General features: G+C 54.0%; 17 protein-coding genes. 5 read left to right on the forward strand and 12 right to left on the reverse strand.

Annotation, left to right across the window (positions count from 1 at the left end):
• Nucleotides 1-277: 277 nt before the first annotated feature.
• Nucleotides 278-2080 carry a vWA domain-containing protein gene (locus HRQ63_RS16485; RefSeq protein ID WP_172245720.1) on the reverse strand — a complete coding sequence of 601 codons (1803 nt, stop codon included), beginning with the start codon at nt 2078-2080 and terminating at the stop codon, nt 278-280.
• A gap of 583 nt (nt 2081-2663) precedes the next feature.
• On the opposite strand from HRQ63_RS16485, the gene HRQ63_RS16490 reads away from it, so the two are divergent.
• From HRQ63_RS16490 to HRQ63_RS16500, 3 genes are all read left to right on the forward strand, one after another.
• The gene (locus tag HRQ63_RS16490; RefSeq protein WP_172245722.1) at nt 2664-3611 is read left to right on the forward strand and encodes a hypothetical protein; all 948 of its coding nucleotides are present in this window, start codon (nt 2664-2666) and stop codon (nt 3609-3611) included.
• On the forward strand, nt 3608-5632 hold the full coding sequence (locus HRQ63_RS16495) for a hypothetical protein (protein WP_172245724.1): 2025 nt from the start codon (nt 3608-3610) through the stop codon (nt 5630-5632). The genes HRQ63_RS16490 and HRQ63_RS16495 overlap by 4 nt, the downstream gene beginning before the upstream one ends.
• Before the next feature lie 222 nt (nt 5633-5854).
• A complete protein-coding gene (locus HRQ63_RS16500; RefSeq protein WP_172245726.1) occupies nt 5855-8590 on the forward strand; it encodes an ATP-binding protein in 2736 nt (911 codons plus the stop codon).
• A gap of 346 nt (nt 8591-8936) precedes the next feature.
• On the opposite strand, the gene HRQ63_RS16505 is transcribed toward HRQ63_RS16500, so the two are convergent.
• Together HRQ63_RS16505 and HRQ63_RS16510 are read right to left on the reverse strand one after the other, a co-directional pair.
• A complete protein-coding gene (locus HRQ63_RS16505) occupies nt 8937-9536 on the reverse strand; it encodes a hypothetical protein (RefSeq protein WP_172245728.1) in 600 nt (199 codons plus the stop codon).
• Nucleotides 9533-10396: a hypothetical protein gene (locus HRQ63_RS16510; protein WP_172245730.1), complete on the reverse strand. Its 864-nt coding sequence runs from the start codon at nt 10394-10396 to the stop codon at nt 9533-9535. Before HRQ63_RS16510 ends, HRQ63_RS16505 begins: the two co-directional genes overlap by 4 nt.
• Nucleotides 10397-10718: 322 nt before the next feature.
• On the opposite strand from HRQ63_RS16510, the gene HRQ63_RS16515 reads away from it, so the two are divergent.
• The gene (locus HRQ63_RS16515; RefSeq protein ID WP_169833762.1) at nt 10719-10868 is read left to right on the forward strand and encodes a hypothetical protein; all 150 of its coding nucleotides are present in this window, start codon (nt 10719-10721) and stop codon (nt 10866-10868) included.
• A 95-nt stretch (nt 10869-10963) separates the two neighbouring features.
• Here the strand turns inward: HRQ63_RS16515 and HRQ63_RS16520 are convergent, their stop codons facing one another.
• From HRQ63_RS16520 to HRQ63_RS16530, 3 genes are all read right to left on the reverse strand, one after another.
• On the reverse strand, nt 10964-11488 hold the full coding sequence (locus tag HRQ63_RS16520) for a hypothetical protein (protein ID WP_172245732.1): 525 nt from the start codon (nt 11486-11488) through the stop codon (nt 10964-10966).
• A 97-nt stretch (nt 11489-11585) separates the two neighbouring features.
• Nucleotides 11586-12671, reverse strand: coding sequence for an adenosine deaminase (add, locus tag HRQ63_RS16525; RefSeq protein WP_172245734.1), 1086 nt, complete (start codon nt 12669-12671; stop codon nt 11586-11588).
• Nucleotides 12672-13126: 455 nt separating this feature from the next.
• Nucleotides 13127-13690: a DUF420 domain-containing protein gene (locus HRQ63_RS16530; RefSeq protein WP_172245736.1), complete on the reverse strand. Its 564-nt coding sequence runs from the start codon at nt 13688-13690 to the stop codon at nt 13127-13129.
• Between the two features lie 172 nt (nt 13691-13862).
• Between HRQ63_RS16530 and HRQ63_RS16535 the strand changes: the two genes are divergently transcribed.
• Nucleotides 13863-14822 (forward strand): DUF6612 family protein, encoded by a 960-nt coding sequence (locus tag HRQ63_RS16535; protein WP_172245738.1) that lies wholly within the window; start codon nt 13863-13865, stop codon nt 14820-14822.
• A 296-nt stretch (nt 14823-15118) separates the two neighbouring features.
• Here the strand turns inward: HRQ63_RS16535 and HRQ63_RS16540 are convergent, their stop codons facing one another.
• From HRQ63_RS16540 to HRQ63_RS16565, 6 genes are all read right to left on the reverse strand, one after another.
• Nucleotides 15119-15772: a hypothetical protein gene (locus HRQ63_RS16540; protein WP_172245740.1), complete on the reverse strand. Its 654-nt coding sequence runs from the start codon at nt 15770-15772 to the stop codon at nt 15119-15121.
• A 63-nt stretch (nt 15773-15835) separates the two neighbouring features.
• Entirely contained in the window at nt 15836-16258 is a 423-nt protein-coding gene (locus tag HRQ63_RS16545) for an organic hydroperoxide resistance protein (protein WP_172245742.1), read from the reverse strand.
• A gap of 195 nt (nt 16259-16453) precedes the next feature.
• Nucleotides 16454-16732 carry a GNAT family N-acetyltransferase gene (locus tag HRQ63_RS16550; RefSeq protein WP_172245744.1) on the reverse strand — a complete coding sequence of 93 codons (279 nt, stop codon included), beginning with the start codon at nt 16730-16732 and terminating at the stop codon, nt 16454-16456.
• Nucleotides 16733-16773: 41 nt separating this feature from the next.
• Entirely contained in the window at nt 16774-18081 is a 1308-nt protein-coding gene (locus HRQ63_RS16555) for a S1C family serine protease (RefSeq protein WP_172245746.1), read from the reverse strand.
• On the reverse strand, nt 18078-19046 hold the full coding sequence (locus HRQ63_RS16560) for a zinc ribbon domain-containing protein (protein ID WP_172245748.1): 969 nt from the start codon (nt 19044-19046) through the stop codon (nt 18078-18080). Before HRQ63_RS16560 ends, HRQ63_RS16555 begins: the two co-directional genes overlap by 4 nt.
• A gap of 205 nt (nt 19047-19251) precedes the next feature.
• The gene (locus tag HRQ63_RS16565; RefSeq protein WP_172245750.1) at nt 19252-22389 is read right to left on the reverse strand and encodes a PAS domain S-box protein; all 3138 of its coding nucleotides are present in this window, start codon (nt 22387-22389) and stop codon (nt 19252-19254) included.
• Nucleotides 22390-22598: the final 209 nt, after the last annotated feature.

Below are 22598 nucleotides of genomic sequence, written 5' to 3' on the forward strand. Positions count from 1 at the left end.
GGGTTAAGGCGGAAATGTTGATGGGAATCGCTCGTTAAGGGATTCGATGAAGCCTATGGCTTCCTTAATTCGATTGGAATCGCTCCCTGGATAGGATCCGAAGCCGGTTGAACCGTCCGGCCTCGAGTTCTTTCATCAAAGTCGCTGGTGGATTTAAGGAAGCCTATGGCTTCATCAATTCGATCGGAATCGCTTTTTCGGATAGAACTCGAAGCCGGTTGAACCGTCCGGCTTCGAGTTCTTTCATCAAAGTCGCTGGTGGATTTGATGAAGCCTTTTACACCAAATATTCCACCAAAATCGTCTTCCCGGCCTGAACCATCGGAACCGTGATCCGGTCTCCGCTTTTCAGCTCCAGTCCCTTCGACGTGTCGACGACGCGGCCGGATTTTTCGATCGGGACGCCTTCGGCGCTGCTGCGCAGCACGATGCGGTCTTCGGAACCCGGGGTGAAAACGATGTTCTCGGTGTCCTTCAACTCGGGAGCAAGCTGGAGAAGCTGATGCAGATTAAGACGGCCTTTGTACGTGTTTAGTTTCTTATATTGCGGATAAGAGCGTTCGCCGGTGTTTTCGTCGCGGATCTCGATCACCATTTGACCGACGAAGCCTTTATTGGCTTTTTTCAGATATTTCATGACGAAGAACGCGATAGCGGCGAGCAGGATCAGGCCGAGCACGCCCAGAATGACCGGAATCCACGGGAATGCTTTTTCCGTGCCGGCTCCGCCCGACACGGCACCCGATGCCGCGTCGATGCTGATCGGCGCGGATTCGCGGTAGAAGCTGTCGGCTTCCGCGCGAACGATCAACGTATACTTGTGCGCTTCGGGCAGCTCGTAGCTTCCGTCGAACTGCGTACCGTCAAGCGTCATCGGAACGCTCGTCTCCGTACCCGTATCCTCGTCCTTCACGACGAGCGAAGCTTGCATCGTCGCGTAAAGTTCGGGCGAATCCAGCTTCGTGCCGCCGCTCGTCAGATAAGCGGAGACATTGACTTTATCGCCTTTTCCGTACGAAGAACCGCTCAGCGGAGCGGTCGCCAGCTCCAGATCGTAGTTGAAGACCAGGTTGATATCGATCTGGTCTTTGTCCGCGCCTTTGACGCTCAGCGTCCAATCGCCTTCCTGCGGCTTGATCATTTTGAGCAGGGAGTAGGTCTTGGACGTGGACAAAGTGACGGCATCCGACGGAATCGTCACCTCGGCGCCGCTCGGATCTTTCAGTTTCAGTTCCACTTTTTGAGCCGAGGTAATCGAGACGTTGGCTTCCAGCACGTTGGCGTTCGGCACACTGATTTGTACATCCTGGAAATCGCCGCTGCCGGTCAGCGAACCGAGCGGAACCACGTTAAGCTGCTGGTGGCTGGCGAAAATCTCGCTCAGGATACCCGGCAGGTCGTCGGCGGAATCGGTCACGAACGATTTGCCGCTCGTATCGGTCGCAATCTTTTCCAACTCAGCCTGGTTCAATTTGCCGTCGGCATTGAGTCCGATCGTATACACCGGGATACCGGCGTCTTTCGCTTTTTGCACCGAACCGGCCAGTTCCTGCTGCGATTGCTCTGCCGTTTTGGACTTGGTGCTGTTAAGCTGGGTATTGCCGTCGGCCAGCAAAACGATCATCGGCTCGCGACCCGTCTGCGCGCTTCGCTGCAGCATGTTGACCGCTTCGGTAACGCCCACCGCCGTATCCGTATAAGCGCCGCGGCCCAACTGTCCGATGAACGTCTTCAGCTCTTCTTTGTCGGTCTGGCTTTGAATTTCCAGCAGCGCTTTCTCGCGCTGCACGACATCGGTGTAAGAAACGATCCCGACGCGATCTCCTTGAACCGGCAGCATGTCGATGAACAACCGCATCGCTTCGTTGCCTATTTTTTGCGGATCGCTGGTTGCCATCGAATTACTCGCATCCAGCACCAATACCGCATCGATCGGCGCGGAACCCGCCGAACTTGCCGCCGTCCCCGAGGACGTCGTTCCCGAGGCGGCCGCAAACCGCGAACCTGCCGGAAGTAATCCCGCAACCAGCAGCAGGGCTGCAAGCAGCGGGTAGATCAACCTTCTTGTTTTTGGCATCATTTCGACAAAACCCCTTTAATTTATCTGTGATTCGGTATTCGAACTTGAACGAAGCGGCGTATCGCCCAACGCGGCATGCGGCAAACCCGACTGCCGGAAGCGCGAGACCGAAGACGGACGCCGACGAAACTATCATAGGCTTGTTTTCTGTGAAATTCCTTAATATTTCGTTAATAACTTCTGAAAAGGTTGTAACCTCCCTGCCCTAAACCTGCTTTTGCGCGTTAAAGGTGCGGGTTTCCCATGTTGCGCAAGGCCGATTTTCCAGCTATCGTTAAGCAAGGAGACGCTGCCCAAATTATAACGTAAAACGTGCAGCGATTCACGAATGGATTCCATTTTGAACCATCCGTTCGATATTTTTCTTGGAGACTTCCGAAATACGCCCGTCATCGGGCCATGAAAGGGACGTGCAGCGATTGTCCGCTTATTTAATTTACGTCACATACGGCTTACTCGGGATTTTGTTTCTTTTTGCCGGAATCAAATCCATTCTTTATATGCGCAGTCCGAAAAAAGCCCACCCCCGGGCAGATTTGGACCAACGTCTGCTAAACACTCTAAACGAACGGCGTGAACACCCATGATCAAGAAAAAAGCAGTCACCTTCAAGCCTTACGAACGTACCGAATATGCCTATGACAAACTGCGCGTGTGCCGAAAATGCGGCGGTTACACGGTGCTGTCGGAAGAAATTTGCCCATTTTGCGGAAAACGAACCCTGACTACCGTTCAAAGCTTCGCCAAACGCGAACTCAAGCGCTCGATGCAATCGGAGCTGCTTTTCTCCGCGCTGCTGACCTTGCTGGCGGTATTTTTCGCGGATACGATGCCGTGGATCGGCATTGCGGCGGCAGTCGGGATCGTATTGACCGCCATGCTGGCTTTTGCCCAATATCGGGTATTCGAACCGCAGCTGCGCATTCGCACGGACCGTCTTTTCGCACGCGACAAAGATCGTATCCGGCACGGTCTGATCCAGGACATTCGCGCCGCGGAAGGCATACTGGAAGCCAATCCGGCTCGTGCCTACGAGATGCTGCGCGAAGTCAACACCCTGCTGCGCAACGATCCGATCCGCAGGCTTCAAGCCGAATTGCTCCAGACCTTCGTCCTGCGCCGGGATATGGACCTGCTGCTGGAACCTCTGATCATGGACGGATTCTCGCCGCATCTGGCAGGTTACATCGGCGAGGTGGCGAAGCTGAACCGCGAACTCATCAAAGAAAGCTCGATCCGCTACTGCCTGCAATACGAACCCCAAATTCGCAACATGAGCAAAGGCGAAGATATCCTCGCCGCCGTGGCCGGAGCCGCCGTACGCATGAAAAGGTATATTCAGCTGTATCCGGAATTCATTCGCCGTTATACGCACAAGCTGCCGGAGGATCGATTGGAGCGCCTGCGCGAAGTGCTGTCTCAACATCCCGGCGAATTCGGCCCGCTGAAGCTGGAAGCCGACGAAGTCTATTGGGTTCGATTCGGTAAACGCAACGCGCGCGATGCCTCGCAGCAGGGAAGCTCTTCATGACGAAAAAGCTCAAGAATACTTTTATAACGATTCGAAATGCTCTGACCCTGCGCAATCTGCTCGCTATTCTGTGCGCGATTGCGCTGATTGCCGTGATCGTGAAGGGTTTTCGCATTGAAGCCAAGATTGGGCAGGTTCGCCAAGCCGATGCCTACTACGAACAAAATCTGCGTATTCAAGCCGAGGTCGCATACGCGGCCGCACGATCCAATACCGTCATTCGTTATCGCGAGGATCATCTTGCGCAGCGACTGACGGAGCTGGCTCCGATCACCGCTCTGCGCGAGGAGCTGCTGAAATCGAAAAGCGAGTTATTGGCGGCATCGGAAAATAAGAATTTTGAAACCTTCCTCGCAGCATACGAATCGTACGACCGCTTCCGCTCGAAATCCGTACCCGAGGATTTTGCCGCCGAATACACGGAATTGAGCGAGCGTTATGAGCTGGCGAAGACGGTAAACGAAGGCTTTTCCGCTTTCCGTTCGGACTTCGAACAAGCGCTTGCCGCCAATCTTGACGATAACCGTTATGACGACGAATCGGCCAAATGGAGTCTGCTGGGCATTCCGGCCGTGTTCTTTTCCCCTACGGACGCACAAACGGACGCGAATGCAGAGTTGCTGAAAACAGAGACGCTGAATGCCCTTTTCCAAAACTACGATCAACGCAAGCTCAAAAAAATGGCGGCAGCAGGTCGATATCCGGATATGTTAAATGAAGCTTCTTCAACCCTCAAGGCCTACGAAAGCCATGACTTCGGCGCCCCTTGGGTGCTGCATCAAGCGGAAGAAACCACGGATACCGTGCTTCGCAAAGACCTGGACGCGCAATCGTATGCCGTCTTTTCCAGCCATGCCCGCGCATTCGGCGACTTCGTCTCCCAAGCCAATTTGAAGTCGGAAACGACGACATGGATCGACGCCCGAATCGAGGAATTGATGAGCCGTGCGCGTTCGCTGGTCACGGACCATCGTTTTGAAGAAGCGATTACGTTGTATCGGTCGCTGAATGCTTACCGCAACACGAGCGAGGAAGTCACGCAGACCCAGAGCGCCTGGACGGAAGCGGAGCCGCTGCGCATTTTACAAGCAGAAGATTCTTCTCTGACCTACTCGTTGGCGATCAGCGGAAAACATCGTTTCGGAGCTGATTTGTACGTCGCGGCTCTCGGTGATAACGGTTTGCTGTATTTCGGCACGAAGACGGGAGATTCGACAAGTGTCAGCACTAGCGCATCTCTGCTAAGCGGCCTGGATGTGCAAAGCTTACAGATTGAGGATACGCTGTCCGCCACCGCTGCACCCGTCGTTGTCGTCCAATCCGGTTCCTCGTCGCGCAAAGCGGTCTACACGGCGCTGATGCTGCAACTGGGGTCGTTCAGGCAGCTTTTCCAGATCGAGGCCGACGGCTATACGATTGCAGACGGCGGCAACACGCTGCGAGCGGACAACCCGGCCAATGCGGAAGAAGACGGTCAAACGGCGATCTACGAGCGCTCCGGCGCGGGCGGCGAATTCTACTTCTCTTCGCTTGAAGGCGGGACGCTCGATATCGGCGCAAGCAATCCCGAGCAATATCCGCAGGAACAGGTACGGACGCAGCTTACCGTGCTGTCGTCCGACGCGGATCAAACGCTTGCCCAAACCGGCGACGGATCATCCGTTTTGCTGCGCGGCGTGTCGAACGTTACGCCCGGAGCCTATACGGTTACCGGAACATTCGAAGGCGACTATGCGGAGATTGAACAGGAATCCGCATATCCGAGCGATACTGAAGTTGAAAATGCGACCCCGGAATCGATACCCGATCCCGTTGCGCCTGATGAATCAGGTACGGATTTCCCGGCTGACGAACCATCGGAAGAGGATCCGGTCGCATCCGACGACGTCAATTCGTCAACCTTGGAAAGCACGTCTTCGGACGTGCCGGCGGCGCCGGAAGCGGAAGCGAGTCCCGAATCGCGAAAAACATTCATTCGCGTTCCCGTATTCGTTGTCGATCAGCTGAATGAAGAGCAATAAGCAAGCAGATCGGATCATTCAAAAAAACATCGGAATCGAACGACGCTTCCACGTTGAGGCGTCGTTTTTCTTTTTCCGACACGACCCATGCCTCGGATGCACGACAAACGTGACGAAAACGCTTATACTGTTTGAGTACAATTTTTACTTTTTAATTGCGTTATACATAAGCTTTTTTCAAGTCCGTTTTACCGATTCATAACCAGTCTGGAGGAGACTCACTTGAGCTATAAGACAAGGCAGCTTTTGGGGTTCGGTTCGCTGTTCGCCATCATGCTGTTGATCTTGGCCGTGTCCGCTTCGTTTCTCTACTCGATCGACCGTTCCGTCAATATCACGATCGCCGAACGCTATGACAAGTTAAAAGCAGGCTCCGATCTTCGCAGCGCCTTCTACGCGCTCGACAGCGAGCTTGGTCGCTTGAGCGACGAAGATGATCCGGGAGAAATTCAGCAGCGGCTCGACAAAATTGCCGAATATCGCCAACTATCGCTGGAGCGTCTGCTGATCGTGGAACGCTTTGACGTGAGCGAGAAAGGGATCGTGCGCTTGGCGGCGATCCGAACCGCTTACGACGGCTACCTGGATGCCGCAGAGCAAATGACCGCCGAAATTCTCGAAGGCGCGCCTGAAGGAAGCCTTGTCGAGCCTGGCAGCAAAACCGAAGAGTTCCGGGCGCAGTTGGTCGAAAATCTGGACGCTTTTCAGGCCGCACAGCAAAATGCGCTGAGCGAAGCCCGGGCCGACAGCGGCAACGCGGCGCGCAATATGCTGTGGAGCATGGCGATCTCGGCTCCTTTGCTTTTGGCCGCAGCAGCCGTGCTGAGCCTTTGGACGATTCGCAGCACAGCTCGAAGACTGCAAAATGTCAGCAATGTGATGCGCAGCGCGGACTTCAAGGAAAATGCGTCTTTGCCGCGCTTGGATGCCCGAGTTCAAGACGAGATCGGCGATATCGAGGCTTCGTTTAATGCGATGGCCGCTTCGTTAGAGCATCATAATCGCCAAGAGCGGGAAATGACGGCGAACCTCGAAGAACATACTTGGATTCAGACCACTTTGGCCGAATCCTTCGTGCTGTATCAAAATATCAATTCCGTTGAACAATTGGCGTCGACGTTTCTGCAAAAGACGGTTCCGCTTAGCGGAGCGGCTTACGGCGTCTTCTATTTGCGGGTCGGCGAACAGGACTTGGTTCGAATCGCTTCCTTTTCCGATTATTCCGCAGAGGCGTCGATCGCCGCGTTCAAGATGGGCGAAGGGCTGGTCGGACGCGCCGCGATCAGCGGAGAATTTCTACTGATCGAGGATTTGCCGGAGCATTACTTGCGCGTCGCTTCGGGGTTGGGAGAAATGCCTCCTCGCAGCCTTCTTGTTGCTCCCGTTCATTTCGAACGCCGCGTCGAGGCCGTGGTAGAACTGGCTTCGCTGCACGTGTTCACCTCCGCGCAGCGGAGATTGGTCGAGCAGTTGGTCGGAACGCTCGGCATCGCGATCAGCGGAGTATCGGACCGAATGGAAGTGGATCGATTGCTGCGGCAAACCCAGCAATCGGAAGAAGAACTCCAAAGTCAGACCGAAGAGCTTCAAGTTCAATCCGAGGAACTTCGTACCCAACAGGAAACGCTGCGTAACGTCAACGACGGGCTGGAACGCACAAACTTGCAAGTTGAAGAAAAAAATCGGCTGCTCGAAATCGCGCAGCGCGATCTGCTGCTGAGCGCCGAGTTCCAGTCGGAGTTCCTTGCCAATATGTCGCATGAACTGCGCACCCCGCTCAATAGTATCCTGATCCTGTCCCAACTCCTTTCGGAGAAGGAAGACGGTATACTGACAGATCAAGAACGGGAGTACGCGACGACGATCTACAGCTCGGGACATGATCTGCTCGGCCTGATCGATGACATCCTGGATCTGGCCAAAGCCGAATCCGGCAAGATGGAAGTCACGATCGAAGCCTATAATCTGACGGAATTGCCGCAAGCGATGCAAGGTCTGTTCAACGAGGTCGCAAAGAAAAAAGATCTGGCCTTTGAAATCGCGACCGAACCCGGATTGCCGAAGCTGATCTGGACAGACGGACGACGTCTTCAACAGATCGTGCAAAATTTGTTGTCTAACGCGATCAAGTTCACTTCCGAAGGCCAGGTGGCTTTGCGCATCGCGTCAACTACCCTGCCTAGCCCTGAAGGTTGTCGCAGCGGAATTCGGATCGAAGTGACGGATACAGGGATCGGGATTGAGCCGGAGAAGCAAGAATTGATCTTTGAAGCTTTCCGGCAAGCGGACGGCTCGACAGAGCGGCGGTTCGGCGGAACGGGCCTGGGTCTGTCCATCTGCCGCGAATTCTCCCGTTTATTGGGCGGGACGATTTTGCTGAATAGTACGCCGGGACAAGGAAGTACCTTTACCGTTCTTTTGCCGACGGACCTCAGAAATGCAGACCAATCCGCTGCGGAATCGATTGAAGTTTCCGCCGGGCCGGTATCCTCGTCTCCGGCGGAGGATGAATCCGATTCGGAGAGCTTGGAGGAAATGCCGGCGATTCAATTGCCGCGGGAGCAGGATGGAGATCATAAGATTTTCAAGGGCAGGCGGCTGCTGATCGTCGACGATGATGCACGTAATATTTACGCCATCTCGGTCGCCTTGGAAAGCCGCGGGGCCGAGATCGGCATTGCGGAAAACGGGCGCGAAGCTTTGGAAATCCTGGCACACGATCCGGCTTACGATCTGGTATTGATGGATATTATGATGCCGGTCATGGATGGGTACGAGGCGATGCGATCGCTTCGATCCCAGCCGATGTTCGCGGAGCTTCCGATCATCGTATTTACGGCGAAGGCGATGAAGGACGAGCGCGAGCTGTGTCTGGAAGCCGGGGCGTCGGACTATATCAGCAAGCCGTTGGATGTAGAAAAGTTGTTCTCGTTGCTGCGAGTGTGGTTGTCGCGGTGACAACGAAGTTCCTGTTCGTGGGGAAGCTGGGACGGCGAAGAGAGAAATTCGTTCAAGGCGCTGTCTCACTTGGAAAACTTGATTGAATTTAATGATGGGGTTTTCCAAGTTCAAAGGCCAACATAAAGCTTGATGTTACCGCAGGTTTTCTTCGAAATCCTGTATTCCACTGAATTTCTCCCTTCGCCCATCGCTTCCGGTAAGAACAGACTTCGTGTTTTTTATGGGGTTAGGGAAAGAAAAAAGGACTTCATCTCACCCTGAATCAGGGTGAGATGAAGTCCTTTTTGCATAGACACCTGTTAGACGGCCAATGTGTAAGTCGATATATAGATGCAGCCAAGCGTTATATCCTGATATCGAGTCGGCGGTCGGGGTTAATGCGCTGCAAGTCGCGGCCGGCGCGGATCAGGCCGTAGAGGATGAGGAGCATGGCGATCAGGCTGACGCCGCCTGCGATGAGCAGGATGACGGGGAGGGCTTCGATGTCGAAATTAAGCAAAAATGGAGAGATCAGCATTAACGGGACAACGGAGAATAGGTAGACGTACCAGCTGCCGCGCATATGTTCGAACAGGCCGTTCTCGCCGCGGGATTTGGCTAGGCGGCTCGGGCCTTCGCATAAGGCGTAGACGAGAAGGAGTAAAGCGAACTCGCCCAAGACGCCCGAAATCCAGATTTCCCACCACGTTCCCTCCAGTAAGAGCGGCTGCTCGAACAAAGAGACAAATTTTTCGGAAAAGGTAGCGGGGATCGAGATGATCGCTAACAGTGCGGCGAGCCAGCGTCCGAAGCGAAATAAAGGAATAGGCTTGCTGATCCGGTGCATGCCGTAAGCAATCAATAGATAGCCTACCGTGTCGTTGAGTACATCGAATGCGGAGAGGCGAATATCTACCCAGACGAGCAGCAATCCCCAGAATAAGTTTGCAAAAGCCGGCTTCACGGATGATCCCTCCTCTCTTCGACAAACTGCCGTACCTCGTCTTCGCTTGGGTAAGGATCATACTGCACGACCATGGGGCGGGCTTCGATGGTTTCCTGCTTCGTCTCAACCTGAAAGCGCGGGAGCAAGCGGTACACTTTCGTCCAGTCGTGTGCGGTCACATCTTGAAAACGGTAGCGGACGGTCGCGTCCTCGCCGAGTTTCAACCCGATTGGAAATTCGACTTCGTTGATCGGCTTGCCGATGATCCTTTCGTCCTCCGGCCGTTCGAAATCCCATTCCCCGACTTCGCTCCCCTGACCCCAGTACAGCTCCAGGCGATTGCCGAGCCTTGACGCATCATCGTAATCGACGCCTGCTATTTTCAAGTCTTCCCGAGCAACAACCGTAGACTGGCCGCTTTGCGATTGCATGGTTGTATGCTGAGCAGACAGCGGCTTATCCGTACTATAAAGTCTCGGATAGAGCCGAATTTGTCCTATATTTTCATTCAAGACGCTGCCATCCGTGTACATGGCCTCTACCTGCTCGATCACGATCGGTTCCTCGGCGTTCTCCCAATTTTCAAAATAAATTTCCGAAGCCGCTTCCTGATCCAAAAAGACTTCGAAGCGTGCCAACTCTTGATAACGGTAGGTATCGCGCCACGACAGGCTTGCCCTCGCTTCTTCAAGTCCGGGAATTCGGATGCGTTCCACACGATTTTCTGCTCCGCGATTTTCCAACACGTAGAGATAGAAGATTGCGCCGCTTCCGCTTTCCGCCTCAATGTAATGATCCAGAAAGATCGGCTTTTCCAATTGAGATTCCCGATAATAGGCAACGTTGAAAAACCAACAAGCCGCTACGGCAACCGCCAAGCCGATAAATCCCCAATACGCCGTCCGATAATGTTAAAACAAAGTTTGCTCCTTCCCGGAAGCCCGAACTCCCGTCTGCTTTTCCCCATAAACGCCATAACCCTTCGATTCGTTACGGCTCAAACGCGAACCGAAGATGCTTTCCGGCAGAATCAATCTTCAAACTTTCGTCAAATTCAAGACGTTTTTGCTAATCGTTCAACATTTGTGCTCACTAACTCGTTGCATTTTGCTTAAAAATATGGATAATAGGACTTAGACAAACGTGATAATGATTATCATTCCCCGCACGGTCATTCTATATTCAAAGGAGCACAATCGCATGCAACCATCGACTTCCAGAGTAAACCTTACCCTTGACGACTATTTGGTTCTGCTTAATGTGGCCGTTCAGGCAGGCGACAAAAAATGGCAAAAAGAAATTACGCGCAAACTCGAACGAATCGCGCGTTTTGAAGCGGCGAAAGCCTAATAGAGATTTTTTGAGCACCTTTCCTCTCTACAATATAAAAACCGGAACTCCTTCTCGGGAGCTTCCGGTTTTTTATTTCCCGAATATGATGTGATCTATTCGATCGCCCTATTTTCGCCCGAAGCCGCATATATCTGAGCCGTTCCTTTATCGCTGAATTCCACTTTCAGATTGCCGTAAGCCTTTTTCCCGATCAACTTGATCGTATTCTCGCCTTCGGGCAATTCAACCGTAATGATTCCCGCGTCGCTCTTCGCATCGGCCAATTTCACGATATCGCCGCTCGGCATCACATGCACCAGCTTGCACTTCCCGTTATCGATACGCAGATCCAAGTCCAGGATTAATCGCGAATTCTCGGATGCATCCGCGGTCCACAACGTATGCTTGCCCGTAAACTGCCTGAAGCCAAGTTCCGTGCCTTCCGAATGCGCTTCTCCCTCGCGGAAGTTATAGCTATAGCGATCCCCGCTCTGCGCAATCAACTCGTTATTTCCGTAGATCTGCAATTGTCCCATCGTTTCGCGTACCGTCGTGCATCCCGTCAGCATCACCATCCCGACAAGCCCAAGCAGCAGCATATTCCGTTTCGCCCGCTTGCGCCATTTGCGTCCGATCATGACAAAGCGCCCCCTTATTGATGTGTACCTGGTATCTCAAGTCTACACCAACAAGAGAGCGCTTTAATGTGATTTTTCTCCGTTTTAAAGGTCTGTTTCAGCCGGTTGCCGAAGCTTGCGACGGCGCAGCGAGCACAGCCGGGTTCAATCCAAGCGACGCAAACTCATTCAAAAACCCGGCTCGCAGACGCGCTTTCTCTTCCGGGCGAAGGAAAGCGGCGTCTACGCCATTCAGGATCAGCGTTCCGATCTCCGATATCGTGAACCCGAACTTTTCGATCAATACGCCATATTCCTTCGCCAGCGACGTGTCGGATACAGTCAAATTATCGGTATTGATCGTCAGCTTGAGTCCAGCATCGAAATATTCGCGAATCGGATAGGTCTCCCAGCTGTCCATCGCCTTTGTCTGATAATTGCTTATCGGGCACATTTCCAGTACGATTCCGCGTGCATGCACCAACTCCAGCACCTTCATATCCTCGCGCAAGCGTACGCCATGACCGATTCGGGTTGCGCCCAGACGCGTGATCGCTTCATATACATTTTCCGCACCGCCCGCTTCGCCCGCATGAATCGTCACCGGCATATCCAGCAGCTGCGCGTATTCGAACACCGCGCGATGCAAATGTGCAGGGAACGCCGCTTCCGGCCCTGCCAGATCCACGGCGACAAGACCTTGATTTTTAAAAGCTGCGGCAGCCGAAATCACTTCCATGTTGCGGTGCGGAGAGTGATGACGTAAGCAAGCCGCGATCCCGCGTGCCGCAACGCCAAATTCCGCCTCGCCGCGACGCAGCCCGCACAGCACCGCATCAATAACCTCTTCGCAGCTTAACCCTGCCGAGCGATGCAGCTGGGGACCGAAACGAACTTCGATATATCGGCAATTCTGCTCGGCAGCCTGTTCGACCAACTCATACGCGATACGTTCCAGTACATGCTTTTGATGCAAGAAACCTTCCACGAAATCGAATTTCTCCAGATATTCCAGCAAACTTCGGCATTCTTCCGTTACTTTCATGAAAGGTACAAGCCCTTCAACGCTCAGTGCAGGCAGCTTTATACCCTGTTCGGCAGCGATTTCCCACAACGTCGATTCCCGAATGCTTCCATCCAAATGCAGGTGCAGATCGACTTTGGGCAGCTTGTGCAGCAGCTCCGGCAAACGTTGTTCCAGCATAAAACTTCCTCTCCTTCGCGCCAATGGCATTTTTTAATTTCGTAAATTCATGTATGGATATTGTCAAGTTTTATACCATAACCAACCTAACATCGGCAAATTAAAATTTTTTATACCCAAAACTTCATACCGAATGCAGTCGAAGTATTAGAGGATCGACAAAGCCCACCGCAGCTGGAAGCGAGAAGACGGAGAGAAAAATTCAGGTCAAGACGCCTTTGAACTCGGAAAACTCCTTATTTCAATCCAATCCGTTTTCCGAGTGAGACAGCGTCTTTACCGAATTTTTCTCGCAGTCTTCGCGCTTCCCCGCGCCAACGCGACTTTATCGCCCTCTAATGTTTGCCCAATTAACAAAAAAGCATATCCGCCAGCCCGTTGACCTGTTCAAATGCCCAGATCAACGCACCCTCGCGGATACGCTTAGATTGCTTCCATCGTCAGATGGGTGGAACTCAGTAATACGGAGCCATGAACAGATACACGATCACGCCCGTGGAGCTGACATACAGCCAGATCGGCATCGTCCAACGAGCAATTTTGCGGTGCTTCGCCACCTGCATCGTCCAGCCGAATACCAGCGTGAACAGAGCCAACGGCACGATCAGCGCGGCCAGGATACTGTGCGAGATCAGGATGAAGAAATAGATCGGGCGCAGAATGCCTTCTCCGCCGAATTTGGTCGTTTCCGGCGAAACGTAGTGAAACGTCAGGTACGATACCAGGAACAGCAGCGTCGAGGCGAAAGCCGCCAAGATAAACGCTTTATGCACCGGAACGTTTTTGCGGATGATCGCGACCAAGGCGCAGACCAAGAAAATAAATGTAAAGCTGTTAAAGATGGCGTTCAACCGCGGGAAGATCGTGAGGTCGAAATGCACGCTGCCCTGATAGCCGATCGGGGAGAAGAACAACAACAGGATGATAATGTTCGCAACGATAGAAACGGTAATAATCAGCCCGGCAAAGTTGCGATTCGTGGTCGGACGGTAATTCTCGTTTTCGTTGGGTGAGCTCATAAAGGGCGTATTCTCCTTAAATTTTGTCGTTAACTATTATATCGCGCCAAAGCTTTGATGTTAAGTGACAACAATTTGAAATATTTGCTCCGAAAGAAAGACGTCAACTTTTTACTTCGCAAGTTTAAAATGGTAAGGTTATAAGTATCGCACAAGTCGAAAGGGGATCATCATGTACTCGGCAAAAAGAAACCGCAATCGGCATTACCTCGCTAACACGCTCAAAATCAGCGCCTTATCGCTGCTGCTGTTCTCGGCAGCCTGCACGGCGGACAGCGCAACGACCGACACCGAAAAAGAAGCCAAACCGTCCGGCGAAACGACGCAAACGGCAGCTTCGGTCTACGATCTCGCTGTAAAAGAAGCTCAAGCGCTAGAGAGTTATGCCGTCGAATCGAAAACAAGCTACACCGTTGAACAGCCTGCCGCGGAAGGTGCGGAAGCACCCGACCCGACAGAGACCGCTATCGATATCACGGGTGACGTGATCGCCAAGCCGGAAGTCCAATACGGACTGAAGATCGATACGCTATCCCAAGGCCAACAAGGTTCGACCGAAATTTATGCAGCCGGAAATGAACTACATACCAAAAGCAACGACGGTGCATGGACGACGCAAAATCTCGAGGAAGCAGGCGAAGACGTATCGATCACGACCGAAATCCTCGACCCGGCTCCGTTGCTCGAAGAGCTCGAGTCTTACAAGGATAGCCTCAAGCTGACCGAAGACGACAATGCCTATACGTTGAGCCTTGAAGCAAGCGGTGAAGAAGCCGGCAAGCTGATCGAAGCTTCCCTGGCACGCCAAATGGGCGATTCCGCCCAAGCCGACCAACTCTCCGCCTTACTGCAAAGCGGCTCCGAAGGCAGCGTCAGCTACAGCCTGATGATCGACAAGGCCAGCAACCAACTGACCTCGTCCAGCGTCAAGCTCGACACGACGCTCCAGGTTGCCGAACAGTCGTTGCACATCGTAGCCAGCACGGACGGTACCTACTCCAAACAAAACGAAGTAGGCGAAATCGCCGTCCCTGCCGAAGCCACCTCAAGCGGCGCGGCAACGGGTACCGATACAGGCACCGACACTTCCGAAGAATCAACAGATACGGAAACCGATACTTCCGGCGAATAAAACGTACTCGCCCCAAAATTCAAATATCACTCACGTTACCAGAAGAAGCCCTTTTCCATTCGGAAAAGGGCTTCTTCTCTTTCTCTTTCTCTTTCTCTTTCTCTTTCTCTTTCTTTTTATCTTTCTCTCTTAAAAAAAACCTGAAGCTGCGCGCGGAGGGGAAAATTCAGCTTCATTCGCCTTTGAACCCGGAAAGCTTCTCCCCCGAAATCCCATCTAGCGGCTTTCCGGGTGAGACAGCGAATGCAGCGAATTTTCCCGGCAGCCCTCCGCCCCAGCTTCTCCCCGAACCCCATCTAGCAGCTTTCCGGGTGAAACAGCGAATGCAGCGAATCTTCTCCGCAGCCCTCCAACTTCACCTGAACACCCACCATCGTCAACACGCCCCGATGCCGTTCATACGCAATCTGCCGCTCGCGGCTCCGTACAAACGTACCGTCTTTGCCACGACCGCCCGCATCATGTACGAGCAGGAACGCCGTTCCGTCGTCCTCGATTCGGTAACCGCAGCCTACCGTCCAATGATAATCGAACACGGGCCGTCGACCCCACCAGCGAAAAGAAAACCATTTGTCGAACTTCACGGCCACCAGACGTCCTGCATCAATCTCGGCACAATAGGCTTCGAATCCGCTAAGCCGCCGGGTTACTGTCCGCCCCGGCAATCCGCTGTCTCGTAACCGTTTGTTCAACAACCTCCGCAGCGCAAACGCAAGCACCGGAGCCGGCATGCCAAGCGGCGTTCCTCCGCTAAGTGCGTAGATATCGTTCACCGCTTGTACCGGATCGGCAGGCAGTCGGCCGAACGGCTTCCCGCTTTCTTTCGCTAACCGTTTTTCCCAAAAGCCGACGATTCCCGCGATAGCGGCCGGACCGCACGCAGAAGAGGGAGACCGAATGCCGGTCTCCCATTGAGTATACGGATAGAAAGACAATCTGTTCTGCCGCATGTCCCATCCTCCTGCCGCTATCGCGTCTTCGTTTCGAGAACGAAGATTTCCGTTGCTTTTATATTAAACGATGTTCAGCGTCACATCAATGTTGCCGCGAGTCGCTTTGGAGTACGGGCATACTTGGTGAGCGGCTTCAACCAGCTTATGAGCCGTGTCTGCGTCTACGCCTTCGATTTTCACGTTCAGCGTAACTTCAAGCTTGAATCCGTTATCGGCAGCGTCTTTCAGGATCGAAACATCGCCGGTGACGCTAGTGCCTGTCACTTCCTTCATGCGCTGCATGCGGATGACCATGTTCAGGGCGCTATCGAAACAAGCAGAGTAACCAGCCGCGAAGAGTTGTTCAGGGTTCGTTCCGTCTCCGCCCGGGCCGCCGAGACCTTTTGGTGTTTTCAGGCTGATATCGATAATGCCGTCCGAAGAAGTTACCTTACCGTCACGTCCACCTACTGCTGTTGCTGTTGCCGTGTACAATGCGCTCATCTAAATTCTCTCCTTTTCGCTTCCGTTATTTGGGTCATGCGCCGTTCTTTTATATAAATTGTTTACAATCAAATTGTATTCTATTTAGATTACAAAGTCAACGTTGTTTGCAATTTAACTTGTAAACATTCGGACATAAAAACACCCTGCGTCCATTTTCACGGACAACAGGGCGTTGAATCCAACTTGTAACACTCAGTCTTTCTGCCAAACATCCTCGTATTCCTTTTTCCGTTTAAACAAAGCTTCCGCAAACGGGCAAACCGGCTCGATCTTCACGCCGCTTTCGCGGGCCAGATCCGCGACGCGTTCGACCAACTGCTCGCCTGCGCGTTGACCGCGCATGGATTCGGCGACAAACGTATGATCCACCATGAGCACTCCGTCGCCGCGAACCGTCCAGTTCACCTTACCGACTTCCTGCCCGTCTTTAATCATTACAAAAGAATGTTCCTTGCGCTCGATGTTTGCCATTTTATATCATCCTCCGTCTATTCCGTAATGAAATCAACCGCTTATTCCGACTTGCCGCTGATGATCTTCAGCACGTCCGAAGCGTCTCCCTCCTCAAGGCCGACCTGGTAAACCAGATCATACAATTCGGTGGTCGTGCTTCCGTCCTCCGCGCGCTCGTCGGCCGAGATCGTGACGTAGACGCTGACTGTTCCGTCGCCGTTTTCCACGCCGATGCAGTAATCGAGATAGACGCCGAGCGTATCTTTGTAACCTCCGGCAAAATTCTCGTAAGACTGCTTGGCCTGCCATTCGGCGCCCAACAGATCGTACGCCGTTCGGTAATCCTGAAGCGCGACCGCGTCATAGAAAGCATAAAGCACATCTTCCGACGCGTATTCCAGCTCGGTTGCCTCCGCCGGCACATCGTCATAGCCGTAATCGTCACTGTACTCATCGCCGTATTCGTCTGTCGGAAGACCGTATTCGTCGTATCCGTAATCCGGTGCCGGCAGTACGTCCATCGGGCTGTCGGACCAGCCTTTGGCCGAATCGACAATGCTGATGACGGGAATGCTGAAGCCTATGCCTCCTTCATCGGTAACGGCCGAGTTGATACCCAGCACCTGCCCGGTTCGACGGTCGACCAACGGCCCGCCGCTATTGCCGGGCGCGATCGGCGCGGAGATCTGGTACAAACCTTCATAGTAATATGGCGCAATATCGAAGGTTCGATCGACGCCGCTGACGATGCCCGTGGTCACCGTGTTCTGCAATCCCAACGGACTGCCGAGCGCCAATACTTCATCCCCGACCTCGGCTTCGGCACTAAGCTTCAGCTCCAACGGCTCTACCCCTTCGAGGTCGGGCACCCGCACCACGGCAACATCCGTTTCTTCGCCGATCCCGATGACCGTGCCCGACATTTGATCCGAATCGGACATGGTGATCGTCACGTCTTCATACCCTGCGACTACGTGAGCGTTCGTCAAAATATCACCGCGATCATTGTAAAGGAACCCCGATCCGATCGATCCGTCTGCCGTTTCGATCATGACCACCTTTTCGCCGACCGTAGAGATGATTTCCTTGAGCGTCAAGCCGTCGTCCTCGCCGCCCTGCCCGGATGAATCGGTTATCGCCTTGTCATCGGTAACGTTATCCGAGTCTGTGCCTCCGGCCGAAACATCCGCAGCTGAACCCGATGTCACCCGCGTCGAAGCAAGCTCGGTTCCGCCCGCGACGTCAGCAAGAAGAGCCCCCTCACCCGCATTCGCCGAATAGCTGCGATGAATGGCATAGGACCCGGCGGACCCGGCAAGCAGAACAACCGCGCTGACCGCAATGCTAAGGATCGCTTGTTTTTTCATGCCGATTCCTCCTCGATCTGCACGCTCAACTTGTCGAAACGAGCGCGAAGCCGATTGTATGCTCCGCCTTTTAGCGAAGAAAGCTCCTGTCTGACTTCATTCAGCTTCGCAGCCGCTGCCGATGCGTCTCCGCCGCCGAGCATACGCTGGGCTTCCGTAAGCTGCGTATCAAGGCGGCGAATGGTCTGCACGGTTTCCAGGTCGGACCGGATTCCCGGATCATCCGGACGTTTGTCCAACGCTTCGCCGAGCTTGGACTCCGCAATCTCGTAGTTGCCGCCCAATGCCGCATCTGCAGCAGAACGCTGAATCCCCGAGGCTTCGGCACTGACCCCGCGCTCATAACCCACTTGCCATAGCAATGCACCGGCCGCGCAAATCGCGAGCAGCGGCGGCACGATCCAGGGAACAAGGCTTTTTCGTTCCCCGGCAGGGCGCCCGGAAGAATGGGGGGCGCGAACAGACGGGCGCTGCCCCGCAACCGGAGCGGACGGCGGCGCGAAACGAGTATCCCCTCCGGAAGGCGGTACGGGCCGCATTTGCGGCGGAGCAGCTTCACCCGGCCCGAATAATCCTCCGGAATCCCCGGGCGGTCTTCCCGATGCTTCCGGTTCGTTGTCCGGCTTCGTCAAGCGAACCGCGATCGGCTCGCTTACGGGCGGCGGCGCATTTTCCGACTCGGCGGAAGACTGCTGCAACTCCGAACTGCGCCGCAATCTCGGCGTCTCGCCGGCTCCTTTCGACAGCGAATGCGGCAAGCTGCGCGCCTCCGGCCATGGCGAGCCGGATGACGACGATTGCCGCCCCGGATCGGATTCCGTATTCTCCCGATCCGGGACAGCGCCCGGCTGGATATCCGTTTCCCTCACTATCGATTCAGATAGCGCTTCGGGCTGCTTTGCGCCGCAGCTGCTGCAAAAACGGCTGCCTTCCGGCAGTTCAGTCCCGCATTGTACACACCGCATATTTCGCTCCCCCTCGCTTTGCTCTTATTTTAACGAATGCGATATCGTTTTGTCTGTATTCGATCCGCGGACCGCTCTCATGCTCGATCTTCTTGAATTAAGTTTTATTACCCAAATCAAGGAAGATAGCGACGCCCCTAAAAAATAAAAGCGGGTCGTCCGCGCCTGAAAGGTTCAGGTCATCGGAACGCCCCGTTTTATTCGCCTAGACCCTCGTGCTCGAGATCCGACGTTTCCACTTTTCGACTAACGATTCGACTTCTTCCGCGAATAGCGGCTTGCCGATAAAGTCCTGCATTCCCGCCTTACGGCAGCTTTCCCGGTTCTCTTTATCCGAAAAAGCCGTAACCGCTATAATGACCGGACCGTTTCCCGCGGACAGCTCCCGAATCCGGGCCGCGGACTCCAAACCATCCATCTCGGGCATCTGCACATCCATGAAAATCAGATCGTAGCCATGCGCCGTTGCGGCTTCGACCGCTTCCCGCCCGTTTTGAGCCAGGTCGCATATGCAGCCGAATTTCGTCAGCATCTCCTGCAACAAACGACGATTTACCGGATGGTCTTCCGCGATAAGCACCCGAAGCTCCCCTTCAAGACTGCTCGATTTCGCTTCTAACTCATCCAGGCGCTCGCGTGCGGAAGCCTGTGCCAACCGTTCTCCCAACGCTTCCAAAATTGCCGGATCTTCCGAAGGTTTTTCACTTGGATTTTCACTTGGAATATGCAGCGGCAGTGTAAAGTGGAAGTTCGACCCTTCGCCTTCCCGGCTTTGCACCCCGATGTATCCGTCCATAAGATCGATCAGCTTTTTGCAGATCGCAAGGCCGAGTCCCGTTCCGCCGTACTTTCGGTTAATCGACGGATCGATCTGCGAGAACGACTGAAACAGCAAGCCCTGCTTATCCGGCGGAATCCCGATCCCCGTATCCCGCACCGCCACTTCCAACGTCAGCGCATTGTGCTGGTGGAAAAATCCGGGTTCGATGGTGACCATTACGCCCCCCTCGTCCGTGAACTTGATCGCGTTGCTGATCAGATTGACCAGCACCTGCCTCACTCGGTCCGGGTCGCCGACCAGCACTTCGGGCACGGAAGGCGCTACGTTTGCCGTAAGCATCAAGCCTTTTTCCGCCGCGCGCGACGAGAAGAGATCGATCGCCTGATCCAATACGTGCCGGATTTGCATCGGCTCGCTGCTGAGCACCATCTTGCCCGCTTCGATCTTGCTGAAATCCAGCACTTCGTTCAAGATGTGCATCAAGTTCTCGCTGCTCTGAACAATGATATCCACGTAAGCATGTTGGGATTCGTCAAGTTCCGTCTCGCCCAGCAGCGTAGCCATTCCGATCACTCCGTTCATGGGGGTGCGCAGTTCATGGCTCATGATCGCGAGGAATTCGGATTTCGCACGATCGGCACGCTCCGCGGATTCTTTCGCCCGGATAATTTCCATCTCTCCCGTGATATCGGTAAAGACGACCACCGCCCCTTTGCGCTCGCCCTGATCGTACAACGGGGTGACGCGGTAAGAAACGAGGAAGCTCGACCCGTCTTTGCGCCAGAACACCGATTCCCCATTCTGATAAGCCTCTCCGGTGCGCAGCGCATTCATGAGCGGAGAATCGTCGGGGTCGTACTGAATGCCGTCCCGGCTCGTTTGATGGATCCGGGAAAGGTTCACCCCGCCGATGGCCTCGTTGGGAAGGAATCCTAACATTTTCGCTCCGGGCGGATTGATAAATACCAGTTTCCCGTCCAGATCGGTACCGAAGATGCCTTCGGACACGGAGTTCAGGATCAAGGTATGCTCGTAACTCAACTTCTCAATCTGGGCCAAATGCCGTTTACGCTCGGTAATGTCGCTGGCGATGCCGTAGACGCCGACGATCCGCTCGTCCACGATGATCGGCGTGTTCGTCACGCTGACATCGATCAGGCTTCCGTCTTTACGAACGAGACAAACTTCATAGGTTTGCGCTTCGCCGCGTTTGACGCTCTCGAAACCCGATTTGACCCTCTCCCTATGCTCCGGCACGGCCAATTCTGCAATCGGAAGGCCGATCAATTCCATTTCCGAATAGCCGGTCAGCCGCTCCTGGCTCGCATTCACGGTCACGAATCGGCCTTCCAGATCATACGCGTACACGCCCGAAGGATTATAATCGAACAGCGATTTGTATCGCTGCTCGCTCTCGCGAATCAGGTTTTCGATGGTGGCTTGTTGAGTCACGTCCTGCGTCATCCCGATGATCCGCAGCGTTTCCCCTTCCGGACCTCGCCATACTTCATACTGGCTGCGTATCGTTTTGACCGTCCGATCCGATAAAATCACCCGATACGTAATAAAAGGCTCGGCTTCGCCGCGCAGCATCCGCTCCGTATAGTCCAGCAAATGCGCCTGATCGGCCGGATGCAAAATGCGCAGCAGCGATTTCGGATAGCTCTCGTCCTGCACCAGTTCCCCTTCAAAAATGCGCAGCGTTTCTTCCGAGTAATGAATCCGCTCCTCCGCCAGATTCCATTCCCAAGAGCCGATATGCGCGATTCGCTGCACCTCGTCGAGCATGTCTTCGTACATTTTGCGAGTGGTGACGTCCCGGCCGATGCCTATGATCGTATCGGCTTCCCCGAGCCGTCCGCGCAAAATGCGAAACAACGTTTCGAACCAGAGATAACGTCCGTCTTTGTGTCGGATTCGCCGCATCAAAATCTGGCCTTGGGCATCCTCGATCGACAGATTCGTCATCGCGCGCATTTCTTCGGGATGGTAAAATTCAGATCGATGATGGCCCACCATCTCTTCCGTCGCATAGCCGAGCAGCGTCTTCACGGACGGCGAAGCATATAGCAGGCGACCGTCCATGCTGCTTTGCGTAACCAATTCGCGCGTATTGTCCATCAGGATCTCGTAGGCGTCGCTGCTCTCCATCAGCTGCTGACGATCCTTGTATTCCGTCGTCACGTCAAGCGCGTGCACGATCACGCAGCGCCCCGGTTGATCGTCCGTCGCGTCCAATTCGGCCAAGTGAAACGATACCCATACAAAGCTTCCGTCCTTGCGCCGACATCGGCGCTCGAACTCCAGCGGATCTTCCGGATCGGCGATCGAATCGCGAATCTTGGCGTCGGCCCGCTCCGTGTCAGGGGTTGCTTCGGTATGCAGCAATGCCGCGAACTCCAAGCCGATCAGCTCCTCCTCGCCGTACCCGAGGATCAGACCCAATTTGGCATTCGCATATAATAGATGTCCCCTGCCCACGGCCAGTATGGCGATGCCGACCGGAGACTGTTTGTAGATTCTCTCGAAAATTGTCGTTCCCTGTTCCGGCTGCTTGCTCATCCCATTCCCCTCGCTCTGCCGCATATTCCGCTTCGGCTTGTCGGACGCTGCTGCCGTCTTCTGCGCGCGGTCATTTACCAATAGTATACATTTATTTTTTCGAATCCAAAACCTTTTTCGCCGGTTCGGAAAAGACTTCCGAAATCGGGCTATCCATTTAGTCGAATTTCGTCGATATAAGGAAGGAAGCGATGTTTTACACGAAAAGA

The sequence above is a fragment of the Saccharibacillus endophyticus genome, from assembly GCF_013185185.1.
In the GTDB taxonomy this organism is placed as follows: domain Bacteria; phylum Bacillota; class Bacilli; order Paenibacillales; family Paenibacillaceae; genus Saccharibacillus; species Saccharibacillus endophyticus.

Excerpts from the sequence above, each read along its gene's own strand:
- HRQ63_RS16485 (WP_172245720.1), bottom strand. The coding sequence starts at position 2,080 with ATGATGCCAAAAACAAGAAGGTTGATCTACCCGCTGCTTGCAGCCCTG.
- HRQ63_RS16490 (WP_172245722.1), top strand. The coding sequence starts at position 2,664 with ATGATCAAGAAAAAAGCAGTCACCTTCAAGCCTTACGAACGTACCGAA.
- HRQ63_RS16495 (WP_172245724.1), top strand. The coding sequence starts at position 3,608 with ATGACGAAAAAGCTCAAGAATACTTTTATAACGATTCGAAATGCTCTG.
- HRQ63_RS16515 (WP_169833762.1), top strand. The coding sequence starts at position 10,719 with ATGCAACCATCGACTTCCAGAGTAAACCTTACCCTTGACGACTATTTG.
- HRQ63_RS16520 (WP_172245732.1), bottom strand. The coding sequence starts at position 11,488 with ATGATCGGACGCAAATGGCGCAAGCGGGCGAAACGGAATATGCTGCTG.
- add (WP_172245734.1), bottom strand. The coding sequence starts at position 12,671 with ATGCTGGAACAACGTTTGCCGGAGCTGCTGCACAAGCTGCCCAAAGTC.
- HRQ63_RS16530 (WP_172245736.1), bottom strand. The coding sequence starts at position 13,690 with ATGAGCTCACCCAACGAAAACGAGAATTACCGTCCGACCACGAATCGC.
- HRQ63_RS16535 (WP_172245738.1), top strand. The coding sequence starts at position 13,863 with ATGTACTCGGCAAAAAGAAACCGCAATCGGCATTACCTCGCTAACACG.
- HRQ63_RS16540 (WP_172245740.1), bottom strand. The coding sequence starts at position 15,772 with ATGCGGCAGAACAGATTGTCTTTCTATCCGTATACTCAATGGGAGACC.
- HRQ63_RS16545 (WP_172245742.1), bottom strand. The coding sequence starts at position 16,258 with ATGAGCGCATTGTACACGGCAACAGCAACAGCAGTAGGTGGACGTGAC.
- HRQ63_RS16550 (WP_172245744.1), bottom strand. The coding sequence starts at position 16,732 with ATGGCAAACATCGAGCGCAAGGAACATTCTTTTGTAATGATTAAAGAC.
- HRQ63_RS16555 (WP_172245746.1), bottom strand. The coding sequence starts at position 18,081 with ATGAAAAAACAAGCGATCCTTAGCATTGCGGTCAGCGCGGTTGTTCTG.
- HRQ63_RS16560 (WP_172245748.1), bottom strand. The coding sequence starts at position 19,046 with ATGCGGTGTGTACAATGCGGGACTGAACTGCCGGAAGGCAGCCGTTTT.
- HRQ63_RS16565 (WP_172245750.1), bottom strand. The coding sequence starts at position 22,389 with ATGAGCAAGCAGCCGGAACAGGGAACGACAATTTTCGAGAGAATCTAC.